Origin of the sequence: Cypionkella sp., assembly GCF_030652235.1 — a bacterium.
In the GTDB taxonomy this organism is placed as follows: Bacteria; Pseudomonadota; Alphaproteobacteria; order Rhodobacterales; family Rhodobacteraceae; genus Cypionkella.
Genome location: NZ_JAUSBA010000036.1, coordinates 13545 through 30847 on the forward strand (window position 1 = coordinate 13545; position 17303 = coordinate 30847).

Annotated in this window: 13 protein-coding genes; 7 read left to right on the forward strand and 6 right to left on the reverse strand. The window is 60.5% G+C overall.

Annotation, left to right across the window (positions count from 1 at the left end):
- Positions 1-39 precede the first annotated feature (39 nt).
- Positions 40-1341, forward strand: a complete 1302-nt coding sequence (locus Q7V03_RS12850; protein ID WP_304925991.1) for a sugar ABC transporter permease — start codon at positions 40-42, stop codon at positions 1339-1341.
- The gene (locus tag Q7V03_RS12855) at positions 1338-2108 is read left to right on the forward strand and encodes an ATP-binding cassette domain-containing protein (protein WP_304925992.1); all 771 of its coding nucleotides are present in this window, start codon (positions 1338-1340) and stop codon (positions 2106-2108) included. Before Q7V03_RS12850 ends, Q7V03_RS12855 begins: the two co-directional genes overlap by 4 nt.
- Before the next feature lie 391 nt (positions 2109-2499).
- Here Q7V03_RS12855 and Q7V03_RS12860 read toward each other — a convergent pair whose 3' ends face one another.
- From Q7V03_RS12860 to iolG, 4 genes are all read right to left on the reverse strand, one after another.
- Positions 2500-3543 carry an ABC transporter permease gene (locus Q7V03_RS12860; RefSeq protein ID WP_304925993.1) on the reverse strand — a complete coding sequence of 348 codons (1044 nt, stop codon included), beginning with the start codon at positions 3541-3543 and terminating at the stop codon, positions 2500-2502.
- Entirely contained in the window at positions 3540-5024 is a 1485-nt protein-coding gene (locus Q7V03_RS12865) for a sugar ABC transporter ATP-binding protein (protein ID WP_304925994.1), read from the reverse strand. Before Q7V03_RS12865 ends, Q7V03_RS12860 begins: the two co-directional genes overlap by 4 nt.
- A gap of 36 nt (positions 5025-5060) precedes the next feature.
- Positions 5061-6122, reverse strand: a complete 1062-nt coding sequence (locus tag Q7V03_RS12870; RefSeq protein WP_304925995.1) for a sugar ABC transporter substrate-binding protein — start codon at positions 6120-6122, stop codon at positions 5061-5063.
- 182 nt (positions 6123-6304) lie between these two features.
- On the reverse strand, positions 6305-7315 hold the full coding sequence (gene iolG, locus Q7V03_RS12875; RefSeq protein WP_304925996.1) for an inositol 2-dehydrogenase: 1011 nt from the start codon (positions 7313-7315) through the stop codon (positions 6305-6307).
- A 153-nt stretch (positions 7316-7468) separates the two neighbouring features.
- Here iolG and Q7V03_RS12880 point away from each other — a divergent pair, with 153 nt between their 5' ends.
- Complete coding sequence (locus Q7V03_RS12880) at positions 7469-8287, forward strand: SDR family oxidoreductase (RefSeq protein ID WP_304925997.1); 819 nt, start codon at positions 7469-7471, stop codon at positions 8285-8287.
- A 4-nt stretch (positions 8288-8291) separates the two neighbouring features.
- Here Q7V03_RS12880 and Q7V03_RS12885 read toward each other — a convergent pair whose 3' ends face one another.
- Positions 8292-9449 carry a substrate-binding domain-containing protein gene (locus tag Q7V03_RS12885; RefSeq protein WP_304925998.1) on the reverse strand — a complete coding sequence of 386 codons (1158 nt, stop codon included), beginning with the start codon at positions 9447-9449 and terminating at the stop codon, positions 8292-8294.
- Positions 9450-9848: 399 nt separating this feature from the next.
- On the opposite strand from Q7V03_RS12885, the gene Q7V03_RS12890 reads away from it, so the two are divergent.
- From Q7V03_RS12890 to Q7V03_RS12905, 4 genes are all read left to right on the forward strand, one after another.
- Positions 9849-10076 (forward strand): hypothetical protein, encoded by a 228-nt coding sequence (locus tag Q7V03_RS12890; protein ID WP_304925999.1) that lies wholly within the window; start codon positions 9849-9851, stop codon positions 10074-10076.
- Positions 10066-10290: a hypothetical protein gene (locus Q7V03_RS12895; protein ID WP_304926000.1), complete on the forward strand. Its 225-nt coding sequence runs from the start codon at positions 10066-10068 to the stop codon at positions 10288-10290. The genes Q7V03_RS12890 and Q7V03_RS12895 overlap by 11 nt, the downstream gene beginning before the upstream one ends.
- A 12-nt stretch (positions 10291-10302) precedes the next feature.
- Positions 10303-10845, forward strand: coding sequence for a DUF3489 domain-containing protein (locus tag Q7V03_RS12900; RefSeq protein WP_304926001.1), 543 nt, complete (start codon positions 10303-10305; stop codon positions 10843-10845).
- Positions 10846-11072: 227 nt separating this feature from the next.
- A complete protein-coding gene (locus tag Q7V03_RS12905) occupies positions 11073-16169 on the forward strand; it encodes a RecQ family ATP-dependent DNA helicase (protein WP_304926002.1) in 5097 nt (1698 codons plus the stop codon).
- 308 nt (positions 16170-16477) lie between these two features.
- Here Q7V03_RS12905 and Q7V03_RS12910 read toward each other — a convergent pair.
- Positions 16478-17303: endonuclease (locus tag Q7V03_RS12910; RefSeq protein ID WP_304926003.1), on the reverse strand; the 826-nt coding region annotated here is incomplete at its 5' end.

The following is a 17303-nucleotide window of genomic DNA, read 5'->3' on the forward strand; positions in this document are numbered from 1 at the left end:
GGAAGGCGCTGCAGGGTGCCTTGAGGGAGGAAGAACACCATGACGGATCCAGGGCACACAGCCATCGGCACAGCGCCGCGCCGCAGCCTGATCGACACGCTTGAAATCGACGTGCGCCTTTTGGGCATGCTGATGGCTTTCGCTGCCGTTGCTGTGGTTTTCACCATCTGGACCGGGGGCACGTTCGTAGGGCCGCGCAACGTTTTCAACATCGCCGTGCAGACGGTTCCGGTCGGGATCATGGCTTGTGGCATGGTCTTTGTCATTGTCGCACGCCACATTGATTTGTCCGTCGGGTCCATGTTGGCCATGTGCTCTGCCGTTTTGGCAATGGGCCAGACCACCTGGTTGCCAACGATGTTCGGCACCAGCTACGGCAACCCGGCCATTCTGGCGGCGACAGTTGTGATCGGCCTGACCTTTGGCACCCTGATGGGCGCGGTTACAGGCTGGCTTGTTGGCTACCAAAAGATTCCGTCTTTCATTGTGACACTTGGTGGCCTTTTCGTGTGGCGCAACGTCAACTGGTTCACCACAAACGGCCAGTCGGTTTCCCTGACCGACCCGAACCTGTTGATGTTCGGCGGCACCGAAGGCGTTCTGGGGGCATCGGCAAGCTGGGTCCTTGGCCTTGTCGCATCGGGCTTGGCAGTCTGGGGCATCATCGCCTCACGCCGCAACAAACTGAGGCATGGCTTCATGGTAAAGCCGGTCTGGGCCGAGGCGATGATGGCCGGTCTGATCGTCGGTGCCATACTGCTCTTTGTCGGCTGGCTGTCGCGCTATCCCGTGCCGCCCGCCAAACTGAAACGTCTGTTCGAGGCGCGCGGCGAGGTGATGCCCGAAGGCTACACCGCCATGCACGGCCTTCCGATCTCGGTGCTGATCCTGATTGCTGTCGCGGTGGTGATGACCGTGGTGGCGCGCAAGACCACCTTTGGCCGTTACATCTTTGCCATGGGCGGCAACCCGGATGCCACCGATCTGGCGGGCATCAACACCCGCGCGCTGACGGTCAAGATCTTTGCCCTGATGGGCTTTCTTTGCGCCCTGGCTGCGCTGGTGGCACAAGCCCGCCTGCAAAGCCATGGCAATGACATTGGCATGCTGGAAGAACTGCGGGTGATCGCCGCAGCCGTCATCGGAGGAACAGCTTTGGCCGGGGGCGTGGGTACGATCTACGGCGCCATCCTTGGCGCGCTGATCATGCAATCGCTGCAATCCGGCATGGCGATGGTTGGCGTCGATACGCCGTTCCAGAACATCGTCGTCGGCCTTGTCCTGATCATCGCCGTCTGGGTCGACATCCTGTATCGCAAACGTCTGGGGCTTTCAAAATGATCAACAGAACTGTTAACAGAACGGGCACCCCTCTGGTCGAAATGCGCGACATCTCGATTTCCTTCGGCGGCATCAAGGCCGTCGATCATGTCTCGATCGACCTTTATCCGGGCGAAGTTGTGGGCCTGCTGGGCCACAACGGCGCTGGAAAATCGACGCTGATCAAGTGCTTGTCCGGGGCCTATCAAAAAGACGCAGGTCATATCCTGATCAACGGGCAAGAGGTTGAGATCAGCAACCCCCGCGATGCGCGTGCGCAAAACATTGAAACCATCTATCAGACGCTGGCGCTGGCAGATAACCTTGATGCCGCATCAAACTTGTTTCTGGGGCGCGAGATCAAGCGAAACGGCATTGTTGACGATGCGAAAATGGAGGCCGAGGCGCGCAAGATCATGGGGCGCCTGAACCCCAACTTCCGCAAATTCAACGTGCCGGTGTCGGCTTTGTCTGGTGGTCAGCGCCAATCTGTGGCCATCGCCCGTGCCGTCTATTTCAATGCCAAAATCCTGATCATGGACGAACCCACCGCCGCCCTTGGCCCGCACGAGACGCAGATGGTGGCCGAACTGATTCAGGAACTTAAGGCGCAAGGCCTTGGCATCTTCCTGATCGAACATGACATCCACAACGTGATGAAACTTTGCGACCGTGCGAGTGTCATGAAGAACGGCCAGCTCGTCGGAACGGTGAATGTGAACGAGGTGACCGATGATGACATTCTCGGTATGATCATCATGGGCAAACAGCCAGCCAAGGCAGCCTGATCGGGGGCGTATCGCATCACAAAGGGCCGGCATAAGCCGGCCTTTTGCGTATCTTCCCGGGCGATAAACCCGAAGGGCTTTGGGATACTCGGTCTCATAGGGCAGGTCGCCCAGTTGATCCAAGACCTGCAGCGAGATCGCAGCCGCCACCTAGTCCAGGGTTCGTGCCACACGCGCAGGTTTGGAAGCCCGACGGCCGTCGCAAGCCCTACTTCCTTCATACGGAACAGCGCGTTCAGCGTACCACCCTTGCGGGTGACTTCATCCACAATCAGCGCATGCTCGGGGTCGTGCCGATCGGATGCCGCTGCATATCTTCCTCTTGGGTCCAAACAAAGACGCCGCCGTCCCGACAGGAACAGCGGCGGCATTCAGGACGGGCTATAAACTATCAAGTCCGCGTTTTCACACCGCTTGAACGGCGGCTGGCGATGGTCGTCAGCACTGCGGCGATGATGATGACCGCACCAGTTGAGGCTTGCACATAGAACGAGGGCACTTGTGCAAGTGTCAGCAGGTTGTTGATGACCCCGATCAACAGCACGCCGCTGACAAGACCCACCATAGTGCCGCGCCCGCCACCCAGACTGACCCCGCCGATGACCGCTGCCGCAAAGGCCGAAAAGATGATCCCCTGGCCTTGGGTCGTCACTGCCGAGTCCAGTCGCCCAGTCATCAGCACGCCCGCCAGCCCGGCCAGCAGGGCCGCAAAGACAAAGGCCGACCAGATCACCCGATCCACATTGATCCCCGCCGCCCTCGCCGCATCTTCATTGCCACCAATGGCGTAAAGCGCGCGTCCATAGCGGTGGTATTTGAACACCAACCCGACAATCAGCGCGACCAGACCAAAGACCAGCACCGACACCGGCAGACCGAACAGCTTGGCCGAACCAAGATAGGTCAGTGCAGGGCCGGGCGAATAGATCGACCGTCCGTTCGATACGATCAATACGCCACCACGAAGCAGGACCAGCAGGCCCAAAGTCGAGATGAAGGGGTTAAGGCCAACCCGGACCACCATGAAGCCGTTGAAGACGCCAATCAGACCAGCCACGCCCAGGGCAATGAAGAGGCCCAACCAAGAGGGCAATTCAATGCCAAAACCACCTGCCGCGGCGGGAACCAGACAGACCGCCGCGAACATTGGGGCAAAGCCGACGACACCTTCCAGCGACAGATCCAGCCGTCCGATCAGCACTACGAACGTCAGGCCGATTGTGGTCAGGCCCAGGACGCTGACCTGCTCCAGGATGTTGATCAGGTTTGTTGATGTCGCAAATCGAGGGGCCACGATTGCCCCAAGGACCACCAGCGCCAGCAGCACCGGATACATCGTATATCCGCCGCTGACAAAAGCGCTGCCAAAGGCCTGCATGCGGGTTGGGCCCGAACTTTGCAGCTTGGCCCCTTTCGTTGGGTTAGCACTGCTCATATCACGCCCTCCATGCGTAGGATAAGATCCTTCATCGTGTAGTCACCGCGCAGTTCCGCCACGAGCTTTCCTTCAAACACGATCACGACGCGGTTCGCCAGTTGCGCGATTTCGTCCTCTTCGTCGGACACCACAACGACCCCAAGCCCCTTGCTGGCCAGATCGCGCAGCAGCGCGTAAAGTTGTTCTTTGGCCCCCACATCGACGCCACGTGTCGGGCTGAGTGCCACCACCACCTGTGGATTGTGGCAAAGCGCGCGGGCGAAAACGACCTTTTGCTGATTGCCGCCACTCAGTTGGCTGACGGCCTGCTCCAGCGACGACGCAATGACGTTGGTTTGTGTTGCAAGGTGGCCCACATGCGATGCCTCCTTTTCGCGGTTGATGAATCCAAGTCGGCCTGACAGCAGATCAAGTCCGCCTATCGCCACGTTTTCGCGCACGCCCAACATGCCGACATAGCCGCTGGCGTGGCGGTCGGTCGGCACAAGGCCGATGGTTGGCAAACTGCCGTCCGCGCCTGTGATCTTGCCTTTGTAGGGCGTAAGTTGCCCTGCAAGCATCATGGCCAAAGCTTCCTTGCCACCCCCGACAGGGCCGGCAAGGGCGACGATCTCGCCGGGCTGCACCTGAAAATCAACGCCCAGCTCGGCCACCGGGTAAATCCCGACACCAATGGCCCGGAGCAACGCCGGGGCATCATATCGGGTGTGGTCGCTGCGGACAGACCGCGCAGTCTTTTCGCCCATCATCAAATCGGCGATCAATTCGACATTCAGATTGCCAACCGCCTCGCGCTCTTTCACCACCAAACCGTCACGCAGAATGGTAACGGTATCAGCCACCTCGAACACCTCATCCAGATGGTGCGAAATGTAGATAAAGGAAATCCCAAGGGCCTTCAGCGCCTTGACCTGTTCAAACAGCAGATGTTTTTCGGCATTGCTAAGGGCTGCGGTAGGTTCATCCAGAATGATGACCGGAACGCCCCGGCTAAGCGCCTTCATGATTTCCAGAAGTTGCCGGGTACCTGCGCCAAGCTCCCCAGCCAACGCCTCGGCGCGGATGTCCATGTTCCACTTTTCCAGCAAGGCACGGGCCTGCGTCCGCATACGGTTGTGGCTGACCAGACCGAATCTTTTCTGAACGGAGGGGTTCTCAAGGAACAGATTCTCGGCCACCGTCAACAGGTTGAACAGTTGCGGGGTTTGCTGCACATGCGCGATGTCATCGCGGATCTTTGCGGCATAGGGTTGGCCATTGGCCACAACTTCAGTATCGGCGATGCGGATAGTGCCAGTATCAGACGCTACCAGCCCGCTCATCGTTGAAACGAGTGTGCTTTTGCCCGCCCCGTTTCGTCCCAGAAGGGCATGGACCTCGCCGTGCATGACGGTGAAATCCACGCCTTTCAGGGCACGTGTGGAACCAAAGGTCTTGGAGATGTTACGCATCTCAACGATGGGTCGCTTGTTTTCCATGATCTTCGGATCCACGCCTTTTGTCGTCATACGTGCTTACTTGCCGACCTGGTTTGCCCACAGATCGGGCGAGTCGACGTTCTCAAGGGTGACAAGCGTTGCATTCAGCTGGTATTGCGGACCAACCGGGGTATCGATGACCTGACCGTCATCGCGCGGACCAAGCTCGATCACACCGCCGCCATGAACCAGTTCGATCAGTTCGGCGGTTTTCGACGCATAGGCGCTTAGCGGCTGCGAAACGGTTGCATCCAGTGCCTTGTCGCGGATCAGTTGCAGGCCTTGCGGCGTGCCGTCGATGGCAATACGGATCACGGCGCCTTCATCACCGACTGCGGCACCTTTGCCGGCAGCGTTCAGTTGCGCGTTGATCGCGGTCGCCATCAGTTCCGACGCCATGAAGATGCCGGCAAGGTTCGGGTTCTGGGTCAGCACGTTCTGTGCGGCGTCGGCAGCCATGTCAGCGGTCCACTCGGTCGGGCGCTGGATGATCTGAACCTTGGGGGCCAGTTCGGCGAGGGTCTTGGCAAAGCCGTCCGAGCGGTCAAGCCCGTTCGGCGTGGTCAAAGCACCTTGCAATTCCAGCACGATGCAGCTGTCGTCGGCCGAACAGGGGTGTGCCGCCAGACGCTTGGCCATTTCCTTGGCACCCTGCGCACCGGCGTCAACGTTGTCAGCGCGAACGGTCGCGGTGACCTTGCCGCCAGCCGGACTATCGTCGATCGAGAAGACCAATACGCCTGCCTCATTGGCCTTTTGAACCACCGGTACGATCCCCGCCGCGTCCAGAGGTGCGAAAACGATGACATTCGCACCGTTGGCCATCAGGTTGGTCAAAGCGTCCACCTGTGCTGCGATGTCGCCGTTCGGGTCCGGCGCGCCGACGAGCGTGAAGCCCTTGGCGTCGAAGGCCTTTTTCGACAGATCCAGCATCAGGGTCTGGAAGTCGTCTTTCAGGAATTTCGGTGTGAAGCCGATCATCACATCGGCATTGCCTTCGGCAAAGCTGGCACCTGCAGTCATGCTGAAGGCCAAAGCGCCTGCGAAGAGCGTCTTGGCGGATTGGCGGCGGGTCATACGGGTCGTCTTGAACGTCATAGCTTCCTCCACTGAGTTTACTTTTTTGGTCCGGGTACTTTTGGTAAAGTGATCGCGAACCTTCGTGCCCTTCATGTGAACACGAAGGGGTCTGCTTCATGACGGACGATCTGCTCCTCAACAGACGTGCCCATCACAAATTCAAATGCAGCACCGAGTGACCTGCGCTGCATGGAAAGGGTTCAGGCTTTGACTTCTGAAACCTGCACGAGGCGGCGCTCCTTCATCGAAAGGTACGCGGCTTCGGCAAGGATCAGCGCGCGGCGGCCGTCTTCAAAGCTGGCCAAGGGCGCAGCACCCTTTTCGACGCAGTCCACAAAGCCGTCGATTTCGGCCATGAACGCCTCGTTGTAGCGTTCCAGAAAGAAGAACTGATAGGGCTCGCTGGCTTCAACGGATTTTGCCCCATAGCGGCGCATCTCGTGTGGCTTGCGGTTGTCAGAAATGATCATCCCATCGCTGCCCATCAGTTCCACGCGCTGATCGTAGCCGTAGACTGCGGTGCGCGAGTTGTTGATGTGGCACTGCTTGCCGGATGCCGTGCGCAGAATGAACATGGCGCTGTCCACTTCGTTAAGCTCAGCACCAAGTACAGGGTCGATCAGAGCGCCACCGATGGCGAACACCTCAGTCGGTTCTTCGCCCAACATGAAGCGGGCAAGATCAAAGTCATGAATGGTCATGTCGCGGAACAAGCCACCGGCTGCTTCAAGATAGGCGCGGGGCGGGATCGCCGGATCGCGCGACGTGATGATGACCTGATGCAGATCACCAATGTCGCCTGCCAGCATCGCGTTCCGGGCAGCCGAATGGCCGGGGTCGTAGCGGCGGTTGAAACCCAGTTGGATCGGGATGCTGGTGTTGCCGATCTTTGCTGCGCAGGCATTCACCCGCGCGAGGTTCAAATCAATGGGTTTTTCGCACAGGACTGCTTTGCCCGTTGCAATCGCCATTTCGATATAATCGGCATGGGTGGGCGTGGCTGTTGCGATCAAGACCGCATCGACGGTGGGGTCACTGAACACGGCCTCAGCGGATTGCGCGGCGGTGACGCCAAGCGTCTGCGCGACCTTGTCCGCCGAAGGCGCGTGAACGTCATAGACCATCGCCAGTTCTGCGCGTGGATGCCGCGCCACGTTGGCCGCATGCATTTGTCCGATCCGGCCACAGCCGAGTACTGCAATACGTAACATTTGTTTTCCTCTCCGTATCCCCACATGGATTGCGCAACAATAATTGCGTCAATCACGCCCTTGTTGCAAAATCTGTTGCATTCATGCAGTTATGTCAATAGAAATTTCGATACGCAAATCGCGGCAATATGTGTTGCAGCCAGGGAGACTTACGTGAACAGAGTGGATGGAAAAATCGCCGTCGTGACTGGCGGGACGCAAGGATTGGGGGCGGCAATCGCGCTACAACTGGCCGAAGCCGGTGCGGTAGGCGTGATAACCTGCGGGCGCAATGCAGGAAAAGGTCAGGCGGTTGCCGCTGCAATCCAAGCCAAAACTGGCTGCGATGTACGCTTTGTGCAGGCCGACCTTGAACATGTTGCCGACTGCCGCCGCGTGTTTGACGCGCTGGATGCCGCGTTCGGCCGGGTTGATATTCTTGTCAACGCAGCCGGAATCACGGACCGCGGGGACATCCTTTCCACGGATCAGGCGCTGTTTGACCGGATGTTCGCAGTCAACACCCGCGCGCCGTTCTTCCTGATGCAGGAAGCGATTCGCCGCATGGTGCGGGATGAGACCCCGGGTGCGATCATCAATATCGGCTCGACAGCGGCGCTTGCCGGCCAACCCTTCATCTCGCCCTACTGTGCTTCCAAGGCGGCGCTGGCCACCTTTACCCGCAACACTGCGTTCGCCGCTATGCGCAACAGGATCAGGGTGAACCAGTTGAACATTGGTTGGATGGCGTCTGACGGTGAAGACCGTACCCAGCGTGAATATCACGGGGCAGATGAGAACTGGCTTGAAAAGGTCGCAGAAGAACAACCGTTCGGACGGCTGCTTTCGCCCGAAGAAGTGGCCAAGGCAGTGGCCTATCTTGCGTCAGAGGATTCGGGAATGATGACCGGATCTGTGATCAACTTCGATCAGTCGGTCTGGGGCGCTTATCAGTTCGCGCCGCCAACGCCGCATGGAAAACTGGCACTGTGACGCTTCAAAAAGTCGCACAGTTAAAGCGGGTAAAAACCTGGCTTTGCGTAATGCGATTGATTGGCTGAACCCCCTCGCGCGCCAGCCTGATACTATCGACCGCCAGAGAAATCTCGCGGTCGAAATCATGTCCAATGGTAACGTCCATTATGTTGCGTTCCAGCAAAGACCTTGAATTTGCATTCAATTCATGGCCGATGAACACGGTCGAATGGCTTATCCCCTCGTCCTCCAAGGCGCGCCCAACCCCGATATTCGCCCCGGAAACATTGTAGACGGCGGCTGGTGGCCCGCTTTTCGCGATATAGCGCCGCACGGCTTCATAGATCACGTCAACGCTTTCGTCCGAACTGACCTTTTCGTCGATCGCCAGATCTGGAAACTCGGTCCGCAGAACGTGGCGGAAGCCTTGCTCACGGTCCTGATGGCAGCGGAAGGGGACCGAATAGACGAACAACACGCGGCCCGAACTGCCTGCGGGCAACATGCGCCCGCAAAGCCACCCTGCCGTAGCCCCCGAAACATACTGGTCCGAGCCGACATAGGCCGTGCGACCGGATGTCGGCAGATCTGTGGTCAGGCAAACAACTGGAATGCCTTTCGCCGTCACGGTGCGCACCGCATCATTGATAGCCGGATGTTCCCGGGCCACAAGAATGATCCCGTCCGACACCCCTGCCGCCGCTTCAATTCGCCTCGCGAAGTCGACCGGATCAACCGTATAGGAGGCGTGCAGATCAGATGATATCGCCACTCCGGGGTTCATTCCGCAATAGTTTTGCGCCGCTGCTGCTGCACCTTCGTTGAAAGATTTTCCAGAGTCCGCCAAAAGATGCAGCCGGACCGGGCGGACCGACAACGAAGGCACTGTAGGTGATGTTTCCTGCGCTCGCGCCTGCGCGAAGGTCATCAGTTGATCCTGCAAGACCGCCTGAAACTCGCGATACCCTGAGTAGCCAAGGCCCTGTGCCAGACGTACAACTGTCGAGGCATTCACGCCACATCGTTGCGCCACTTCTGAAGCGGAAAGGACAGCGTTCGCACCCAGATTGTCGGCAAAGAAACTTGCAAGCCGCCGCCCGCCCTTTCCCAAGCCATCCTGTGCGGTGGCCAAAGCTTCCAACAGTTCGGTCGCGGTTTGTGGTTTTGTTGGCAGCTGCATGGCCAAATGCCTTTCCGATGGAGAATAGCTGATCCTAACTACTGTGCAAAACAAACTGCACGCATGCACTAAATTATGCAATCTGGATCGCGCGATTACCTCGCTTTTGATCATGGTCATCGGATCAAACTCCTCGTCGGCCGCGTCCGAATCTGCGTCAGCCTCGCCATGAAAATGTCCAGCGCGGGAATCTGCTGAGCCCGACGCGGCTCTTTGCCCACTTCATAAAGATCGGTTGCCAGTGGACGGCGTCCGGGCCGCAGATTGATGCGGAACGAGATCTGCTAGAATTGAAGATCTTAACACAATGAAATTGCTTGTTATTCAGTTGATTACACTTCGAGATGGAGCGATTCTGATTGCACAAGAATGATGCACCTCACCCAAAGGACACCCGCCATGACCACCCGCCTCGCGACCGACAACGCCAAAGCCCTCGACGCCTTCATGACTACCAAGTTCCAGATCGACGCGATGCTGGAGCGGCTGAAGACCCTGAGCGACGACCATTTCGAGACCCACCCGGACGAGATCACCTGGGGCCACGTCGGCAACCTGAACAACTACGCCAGCCTTTTGCGCGAGATCACCGACGGCGCTTTCAAGGAGGGCGAACATGCCGCTTGATCCCGCCCAGCGCCACCAGATCGAACAGGACGCCATCACCGCCGCATGGGAAGCCGATCGCCTCGCCGCCTGCGACGGGGCCATCGCCCTGCTGCGCGAAATCGCCGATCTGGACCGTGACGACGATGGCGATGTGATCATCGGCACGGACGCTGATGGCTACAATGACCCCATGCCGCGCATTGCAACCTTCCTTGCCACCTACGACCGCTAAGGGGAACCCGCCATGACCAAGCTGACCGAAACCCAAACGATCATCCTCAGCGCTGGGGCACAACGCCCCGAAAACCTCGCCCTGCCGCTGCCCAAAGGGCTGGCAGGCGCGGCAGCGAAGATGGCCGTCAGCAAAATGATCGAACACGGCTGGCTGCAGGAGGTAGACGCCAACCTGCGGCGCGGCGAACCGCTCTGGCGCGAAACCGGCGATGGGCATGGCACCACGCTGGTGGTCACCATGGCCGGGTTACAAGTCATCGGGATTGAGCCGGTAGTGGTTAAGATAAGTGTGGCGAGCCATGGCGGTGCCAGCGCTCAGTCCGACGCGAAACACCCTCCGCTGCGCACGGGCACAAAGCAGGCGCTGCTGATCTCGATGCTGCGGCGACCCGAGGGTGTCACGATGCCGGAGATTGTTGCCGCGACGGGGTGGCAGGCTCACAGCGCCCGTGGTGCGTTGTCGGGCGCGCTGGGCAAGAAACTCGGGCTGGAGGTGGTTTCTGCAAAAGACGATGCTCGGGGCAGGGTGTATCGGATCGGCCAGTCAGCCTAGTGTTTAGCGATCCAGCCTGCGGCGCGGACAGTTGGCCATGCTAACAAGCAAACCCTGAGAAAGCAGTCTGCAGTTCTGAGTGGTCGCATTGCGGCACGGCTGCAGGAAGCGCCTGCCAATACCGAAAAGCAACTCGCGGCTGAAATCTGAGGCTATCGAATCCTGGTGACAAGGTTATCAATGGCTTGGAAGCCACTATTGAACTTTGGAATTCGGATGCTCGACGTTTGACCTTTGACCCTGCCCATTTTCTGTCTAGTTGCGTTTCCATCGATCTGGAGGTTGATCCGAAATCCGCGCGCCTCTTTGCCCTTGCGGCGGTGCGGGGGGAGCGGGCCTTGGTCCACAGAGGGGCCGTACTGGACTATGCGCTGGACCGGCTGGAGGCGGTTTGCGATGGCGCGGCGCATCTGGTGGGCCACAACATCCTGCGCCATGACGTGCCGCATCTGGTGGCGAACCGGGCGCGGCTGGCGGGGTTGGGGGTGGCCCCGATTGACACGCTATGGCTGAATCCCTTGGCCTTTCCGCGCAATCCCTATCATCATCTGGTCAAGCATTATCAGGACGGGCGGCTGCAGGTCGGGCATGTGAATGACCCCGAACAGGATGCGCGGCTGGCGCTGCAGGTGCTGGCCGATCAGATAGCGGCCTTCACCCGGCTGGGGCAGGAGGCACCCGATGCTCTGCTGGCCTATCACCATCTGACGACGCGGTGCGAAGCCTCAGCCGGGTTCGATGCGCTGTTCCAATTGCTGCGAGGTGCAGCACCAGGTGAGGCCGCAGCCCACGCGGCCATCCGTCGCCTGCTGGGCGGCAGTGCCTGTAATCACCGGCTGGAGCAGACGCTTGGCCGCCTGTCCGATCCGCGCAATGGCTGGCCGATGGCCTATGCGCTGTCGTGGATATCGGTTGCGGGTGGGGATTCAGTCATGCCTCCTTGGGTGCGGTTGCAGTTCCCGCAGGCGGGGCGGATCGTGCGGCACTTGCGCGACACCAATTGCGGTGATCCGGCCTGCGGCTGGTGCGTTGAGAAGAACAACCCGAATGCCGCGCTGGAGCGCTGGTTCGGCTTTCCCTCCTTCCGCCCCCAGCCGGTCGATGACATGGGCCGCCCCTTGCAGGAAAGGATCGTTGCCGAGGCGATGGCGGGTAAATCCTTGCTGGGCATCCTGCCCACCGGCACCGGAAAATCAGTCTGCTACCAGATCCCGGCGCTGTCGCGGTTTGACAAGACCGGTGCCCTGACAGTGGTGATCTCGCCGCTGGTGGCGCTGATGGCCGATCAGGTGCAAGGGCTGGCGCGGGCGGGGATTTCCAGTGCGGTCACGGTGAACGGCATGCTGTCGCTGCCGGAACGACATGACGCGCTGGAAAAGGTGCGGATGGGCGACGCGGCGATGCTGCTGATCTCACCCGAACAGTTGCGCTCACCGTCCATCCGCGCCGTGCTGCAACAGCGCGAGGTCGGGCTTTGGGTGCTGGACGAGGCGCATTGCGTCAGCAAATGGGGCCACGATTTCCGGCCCGACTACCGCTACGTCAGCCGCTTCATCAAGGAGTTCTCGGGCGATAGCCCAGCGCCGGTGCTGTGCCTGACCGCTACGGCCAAGCCCGAGGTGGTGCGCGACATCCGCGACCATTTCCAGACCCGCCTTGGGGTTGATCTGATGTTGCTGGATGGCGGCGCGGTGCGCACCAACCTGTCCTTCGCGGTGCTGCCCACGCAAAAGGCGACCAAGCTCACCGATATCCTGGCAGCGATCGAGGCGAACCTGCCGCCCGAAGGCGCATCCGGTGCCGTGGTCTATTGCGCCACGCGGAGTGCGACCGAGAAGGTGGCGGAGTTCCTGAAAGGGCAAGGGCTGGCCGCTGATTTCTTTCATGCCGGCCTGCCGCCCGACCGCAAACGCGATGTGCAAGAAGCGTTTCGCACCGGGCAATTGCGGGTCATCGCCGCGACCAACGCCTTTGGCATGGGCATCGACAAGCCCGACATCCGGCTGGTCGTGCACGGCGATATTCCGGGGTCGTTGGAAAATTACCTGCAAGAGGCGGGCCGTGCCGGGCGGGATCATGGTCCGGCCAATTGTGTGCTCTTGTTCAGCCCCGAGGATGTGGAGCGGCAATTCTCGCTTTCGGCGCGGTCTCGCTTGGCACGGCATGAGATTGGCGCGATTCTGAAAGCGCTGCGGCGGATGGAAAAGCACAAATCCGGCGAGGTGGTTGCCACGCCGGGCGAAATCGTGCGCGAGGAAAAGGATCAGGAGTTCGAGCGCGACAAGACCACCGACGACACCCGCGTGAAAACCGCCGTGGCCTGGCTGGAGGAGGCGACGCTGCTGAGCCGCGAGGAAAACCGCGTGCAGGTTTTCCCCTCCTCGCTGCGCATCCGGTCGGTGGAGGAGGCGACGGCTATCCTGGAACGGGCACAGATCACCGGGGTCAGGCGCACCCAACTGATGGACCTTGTGCGCCATGTGATGAATGCGCCTGTCGATGCCGGCGTTTCGACCGACGACCTGACTGGCGCCTGTGGATTATCGGGGCGCGAGTTGCATCGGGCCTTTGCTGATCTTGAGGTTATGGGGATCGCCAGCAACGACACGGGCATCACGGTCTATGTTCATCTGGGGGTCGAAGATGCCTCGGTCCGCCGTCTGGATCACGCGGGGCGGATGGAGGCTGACCTTATCGCCATGATGCAAGAGGCCGTGCCGGATGCCGAAGGGTCCGAGGCGCAACCTTTGAATCTCACCGAGACGTGTCAGGCATTGCGCGACAAGGGTCATGCGCAGGTGCGGCCCGATCTGGTGGAAACCATCCTGCGCGGCATGGCCCAGGATGGGCGCGATCAGGACGGCGGTCGGGGGAACCTGACGCTCCGTAAGGTCAGCCGGAACACGATCTTCGTGCGGCTGGAGCGGTCATGGCCCGTTGTCGCCCGCACCGCCGATCTGCGGCGACAGGGGGCGCAGGCGCTACTCGCCCATCTGACAGGCAAGGTCGCGAAGGGGACACGCGGCAAAGACATTCAGGTGGAAACCACCCTTGGCGCGATGCTAGATGCGCTGGACGGCGACGCGCTGCTCAGGGCCGAGGTCAAGGATATGACCCGCTTGATGGACCGTGCGCTCTTGTGGCTGCACGAACAGCAGGTGGCCACCTTGGGCCGTGGCCTGACGGTGTTCCGCCCGGCAATCACGGTGCATCTGAACCCCAAGGGCGGGCCCTTCACCGTGCAGCACTTCGCGCCTCTCGAAGAGCATTACGGCGAGACGACGATCCAGACCCATGTGATGGCCGCCTATGCCGAAAAGGGGCTGGCAGCGATGGATCAGGCCCAGCGCCTGTCGGAAGACTACTTCGTGCTGGACCGCGACGCTTTCCTGCGCCGCTGGCTGCCAGGGCGCGGGACGGAAATTCGGCGGCAGACCACCGGCACCTCATGGCGGACAATTGTGGATGCGCTGAACAACCCGGTTCAGGCCGAGATCGTGCGCGATGACCGCGAACAGACCAACGTGCTGGTGCTGGCCGGACCGGGGTCGGGCAAGACGCGGGTGCTGGTCCATCGCATCGCCTATCTGATCCGCGTGAAACGCGAGGACCCGCGCGGCATTCTGGTGCTGACCTACAACCGCCATGCCGCAGCCGAGATCCGCGAACGCCTGCGCCGCCTGATCGGGGATGACGCAGCGGGGGTGACGGTGTCGACCTGCCACGCGCTGGCGATGCGGCTGATGGGGGCAAGTTTTGCAGGTGACCACGAGGGCCCGGTCGATTTTGACGGGATTGTGATGCAAGCTGTTGCCTTGTTGCGCGGGGACGGTCTGAGCAAGCTTGAGGCAGAGGCGCTGCGCGAGACGCTGATTCAAGGATATCGCTGGCTGCTGGTCGACGAATATCAAGACATCGGCCCCGAGGAATACGCCCTGATCGGTGCGGTGGCGGGACGGTCACTGGAGGATGACTTGCGCATCAGCCTGTTTGCCGTGGGCGATGACGATCAGAACATCTACGCCTTCGCCGGGGCCAGCATCGACTTCATCCGCCGCTTTGAGGCGGATTATGCCGCCAAACCGGTTTGGCTGACCGAGAACTATCGCTCTTCCGCCCATATCATCGCAGCGGCCAATGCGGTGATTGCCCCGGCGGCCCAGCGCATGAAGGCAGGCCATGACATCACCGTAAACCGCGCCCGTGCCAAGGCGATGCCCGGGGGCGATTGGGCAGCACTGGACCCTGTCGCGCAGGGGCGCGTCTCGCTGCTGGATGCGGGGGGCGATGCCGCGCAGGCGGTGGCTGCGCTAGACGAACTGGTGCGCCTATCTGGGCTAGACCCGGATTGGTCCTGGCGTCGCTGCGCCGTGATCGCCCGCGATTGGCGGCGGCTGGAACCAGTGCGCGCCTATGCCGAGGCGCTTGGCATCCCGATCGACATGGCCAATGAAAAGCCGCTTACCCTGTGGCGCATGCGCGAGATGCAGGGATTTGTCTGCGCCCTCTTGGCAGATCGCACCCGGTTGCTGACCATCCCCGATCTGGTCGCCATCCTGAACGCCCAACCCCAGACCCGCTGGACCGACCTGATAGGCGAAGGCATTGGCACCCTCGCACGCGAACTGGTGGAAAAGGCCGCCCCTGTGCCAGACCTCGTGCAATGGTTCGGCGAATGGGCGCGGGACGTGCGGGGCGAACAGCGGGGGCTGCTGCTGCTGACTGCCCATCGCGCCAAGGGGTTGGAGTTCGATCATGTCGCCATCCTGAACGGCGGCTGGGATCGCCCGTCGCGCGGCGAGGATGCCGATGCGCCTCGCCGCCTGTTCTATGTCGCGATGACGCGGGCGCGATCAACCCTGACCGTCCTGACTGACGGCCCCCATGCCTTTGTCCGCCAAGACGATGCGGTCCTGTCGCGCTGCATCACCCCCGATACCACCGCCCTTCCGCGTGCCCGTCTGCGCTATGTGCCACCGGACCCAAAGTTGGTGGACCTGTCCTTCGCCGGGCGCCAGCGGCCGGGTGATCCGTCGCTGGCTGCCATTCCCACGGCCCGCCCTGGCGACCCCGTCCACCTGATCCGCGACGGCGACCGCTGGCGGATCGAGAACGCCCAGGGCCAGACCCTTGCCCGCCTCTCCCGGGCCTTCGCCCCACCCGAAGGCACCACCTTCCTGCGTGGCGAGGTCGCGGCCATCCTGAATTGGCGGCGCGAGGATGGGGACGAGGAGTATAACCACCTGCTCCGCCGCGACGAATGGGAGGTGGTCCTGCCCGAACTGGTGTTCGAAGCAGGGGCGCAAGCTGTCATGGCGGATTAGAATGGTAGCTGACGTCCGTGCGCAGGCATGGCCTTGGCAATCCATGACGGATCGAAAAGGGTGGCTTCCGCTGGCTGGATTCCGGCCAAGGTGGCTTCCGCAAAGTGGATTCCCTGGATTCCGCAAAAGAATCCAGCACGCCAAGATCGTGATTAAGTAAGTCATTGATATATTGTAATTTACTGAGATGGCTTCCGTTAAGTGGCTTCCACCTGGATTCCCCGGTGAAAATGCCTGTCGCTAGCGAAACGCCGCGCTGCGCCCCCCCGCATACAAACAGGGCCGGGGAGGAACCATGCCAGGGGGGGTCACCTATAGGTCTTGATGGCTTGCCGGTCGAGGTCGCGAGCTGGCACAAGGCGGTAGTGCCGCTCCTCGACAACGCGGATCTCGTCATCCTCCAGCGTAAGCTCAAAAAGAGCGATCACCTGATCCTCCATGAACTGGGCAGCAATTGCCCGGCAGCTCAGCCCCGGAAACTTTTGTTCCACAAAGCGGATGTCCTGTGTCGTCTGAACAATACCGATCTGGTCCTTACCGCCCTTTGCCTGCACGGGGATAACATAGTGGCAGCCGCGCTTATCGAGCCCGATGTAAAGCTCGTCGATCTCAATCTGACCGATGCCTTTGACCGTCGTTCTGAGATGGTTCTGAAGGCTGTAAGTCGTCAGCCCCAAGAAGGTGTCGATCAGCCGATTGTAGCGGACTATTGCAAGCAGGGCTTGCTCGTCATCTAGAGCGTAGGCGCGAATGATCTCAGGCGTGGCGTCCGGGATGGACACACGTACAAGGTCTGCACGCGGTACCACACGGTTGACGCGTACAAGTTTGAAACGATATGCCGCCCGTCCAGCACCCTCGATGATCCACTCCATCCCCGGTGGCTGGGTAGCGAGAATATCGTCCGGAAGGGCTGTTCGGAACCTGACAGAGTAGATCACGTCGCCAAGGTTTTTCGGCAGCTTTATACCAAGCGCCTCTGCGCCGTGTTCAAGCGCCACACGTTCAAATTCAAATGACGCATTGCCGGGTTGATACCCATCAAAAAATATCTTCGAAATCAATGCTTGATAGCGATTTGACTTAGCCATAGGCAGCGACCTGTGCACAAATTCGTTCTGCCTCAATCTCGAT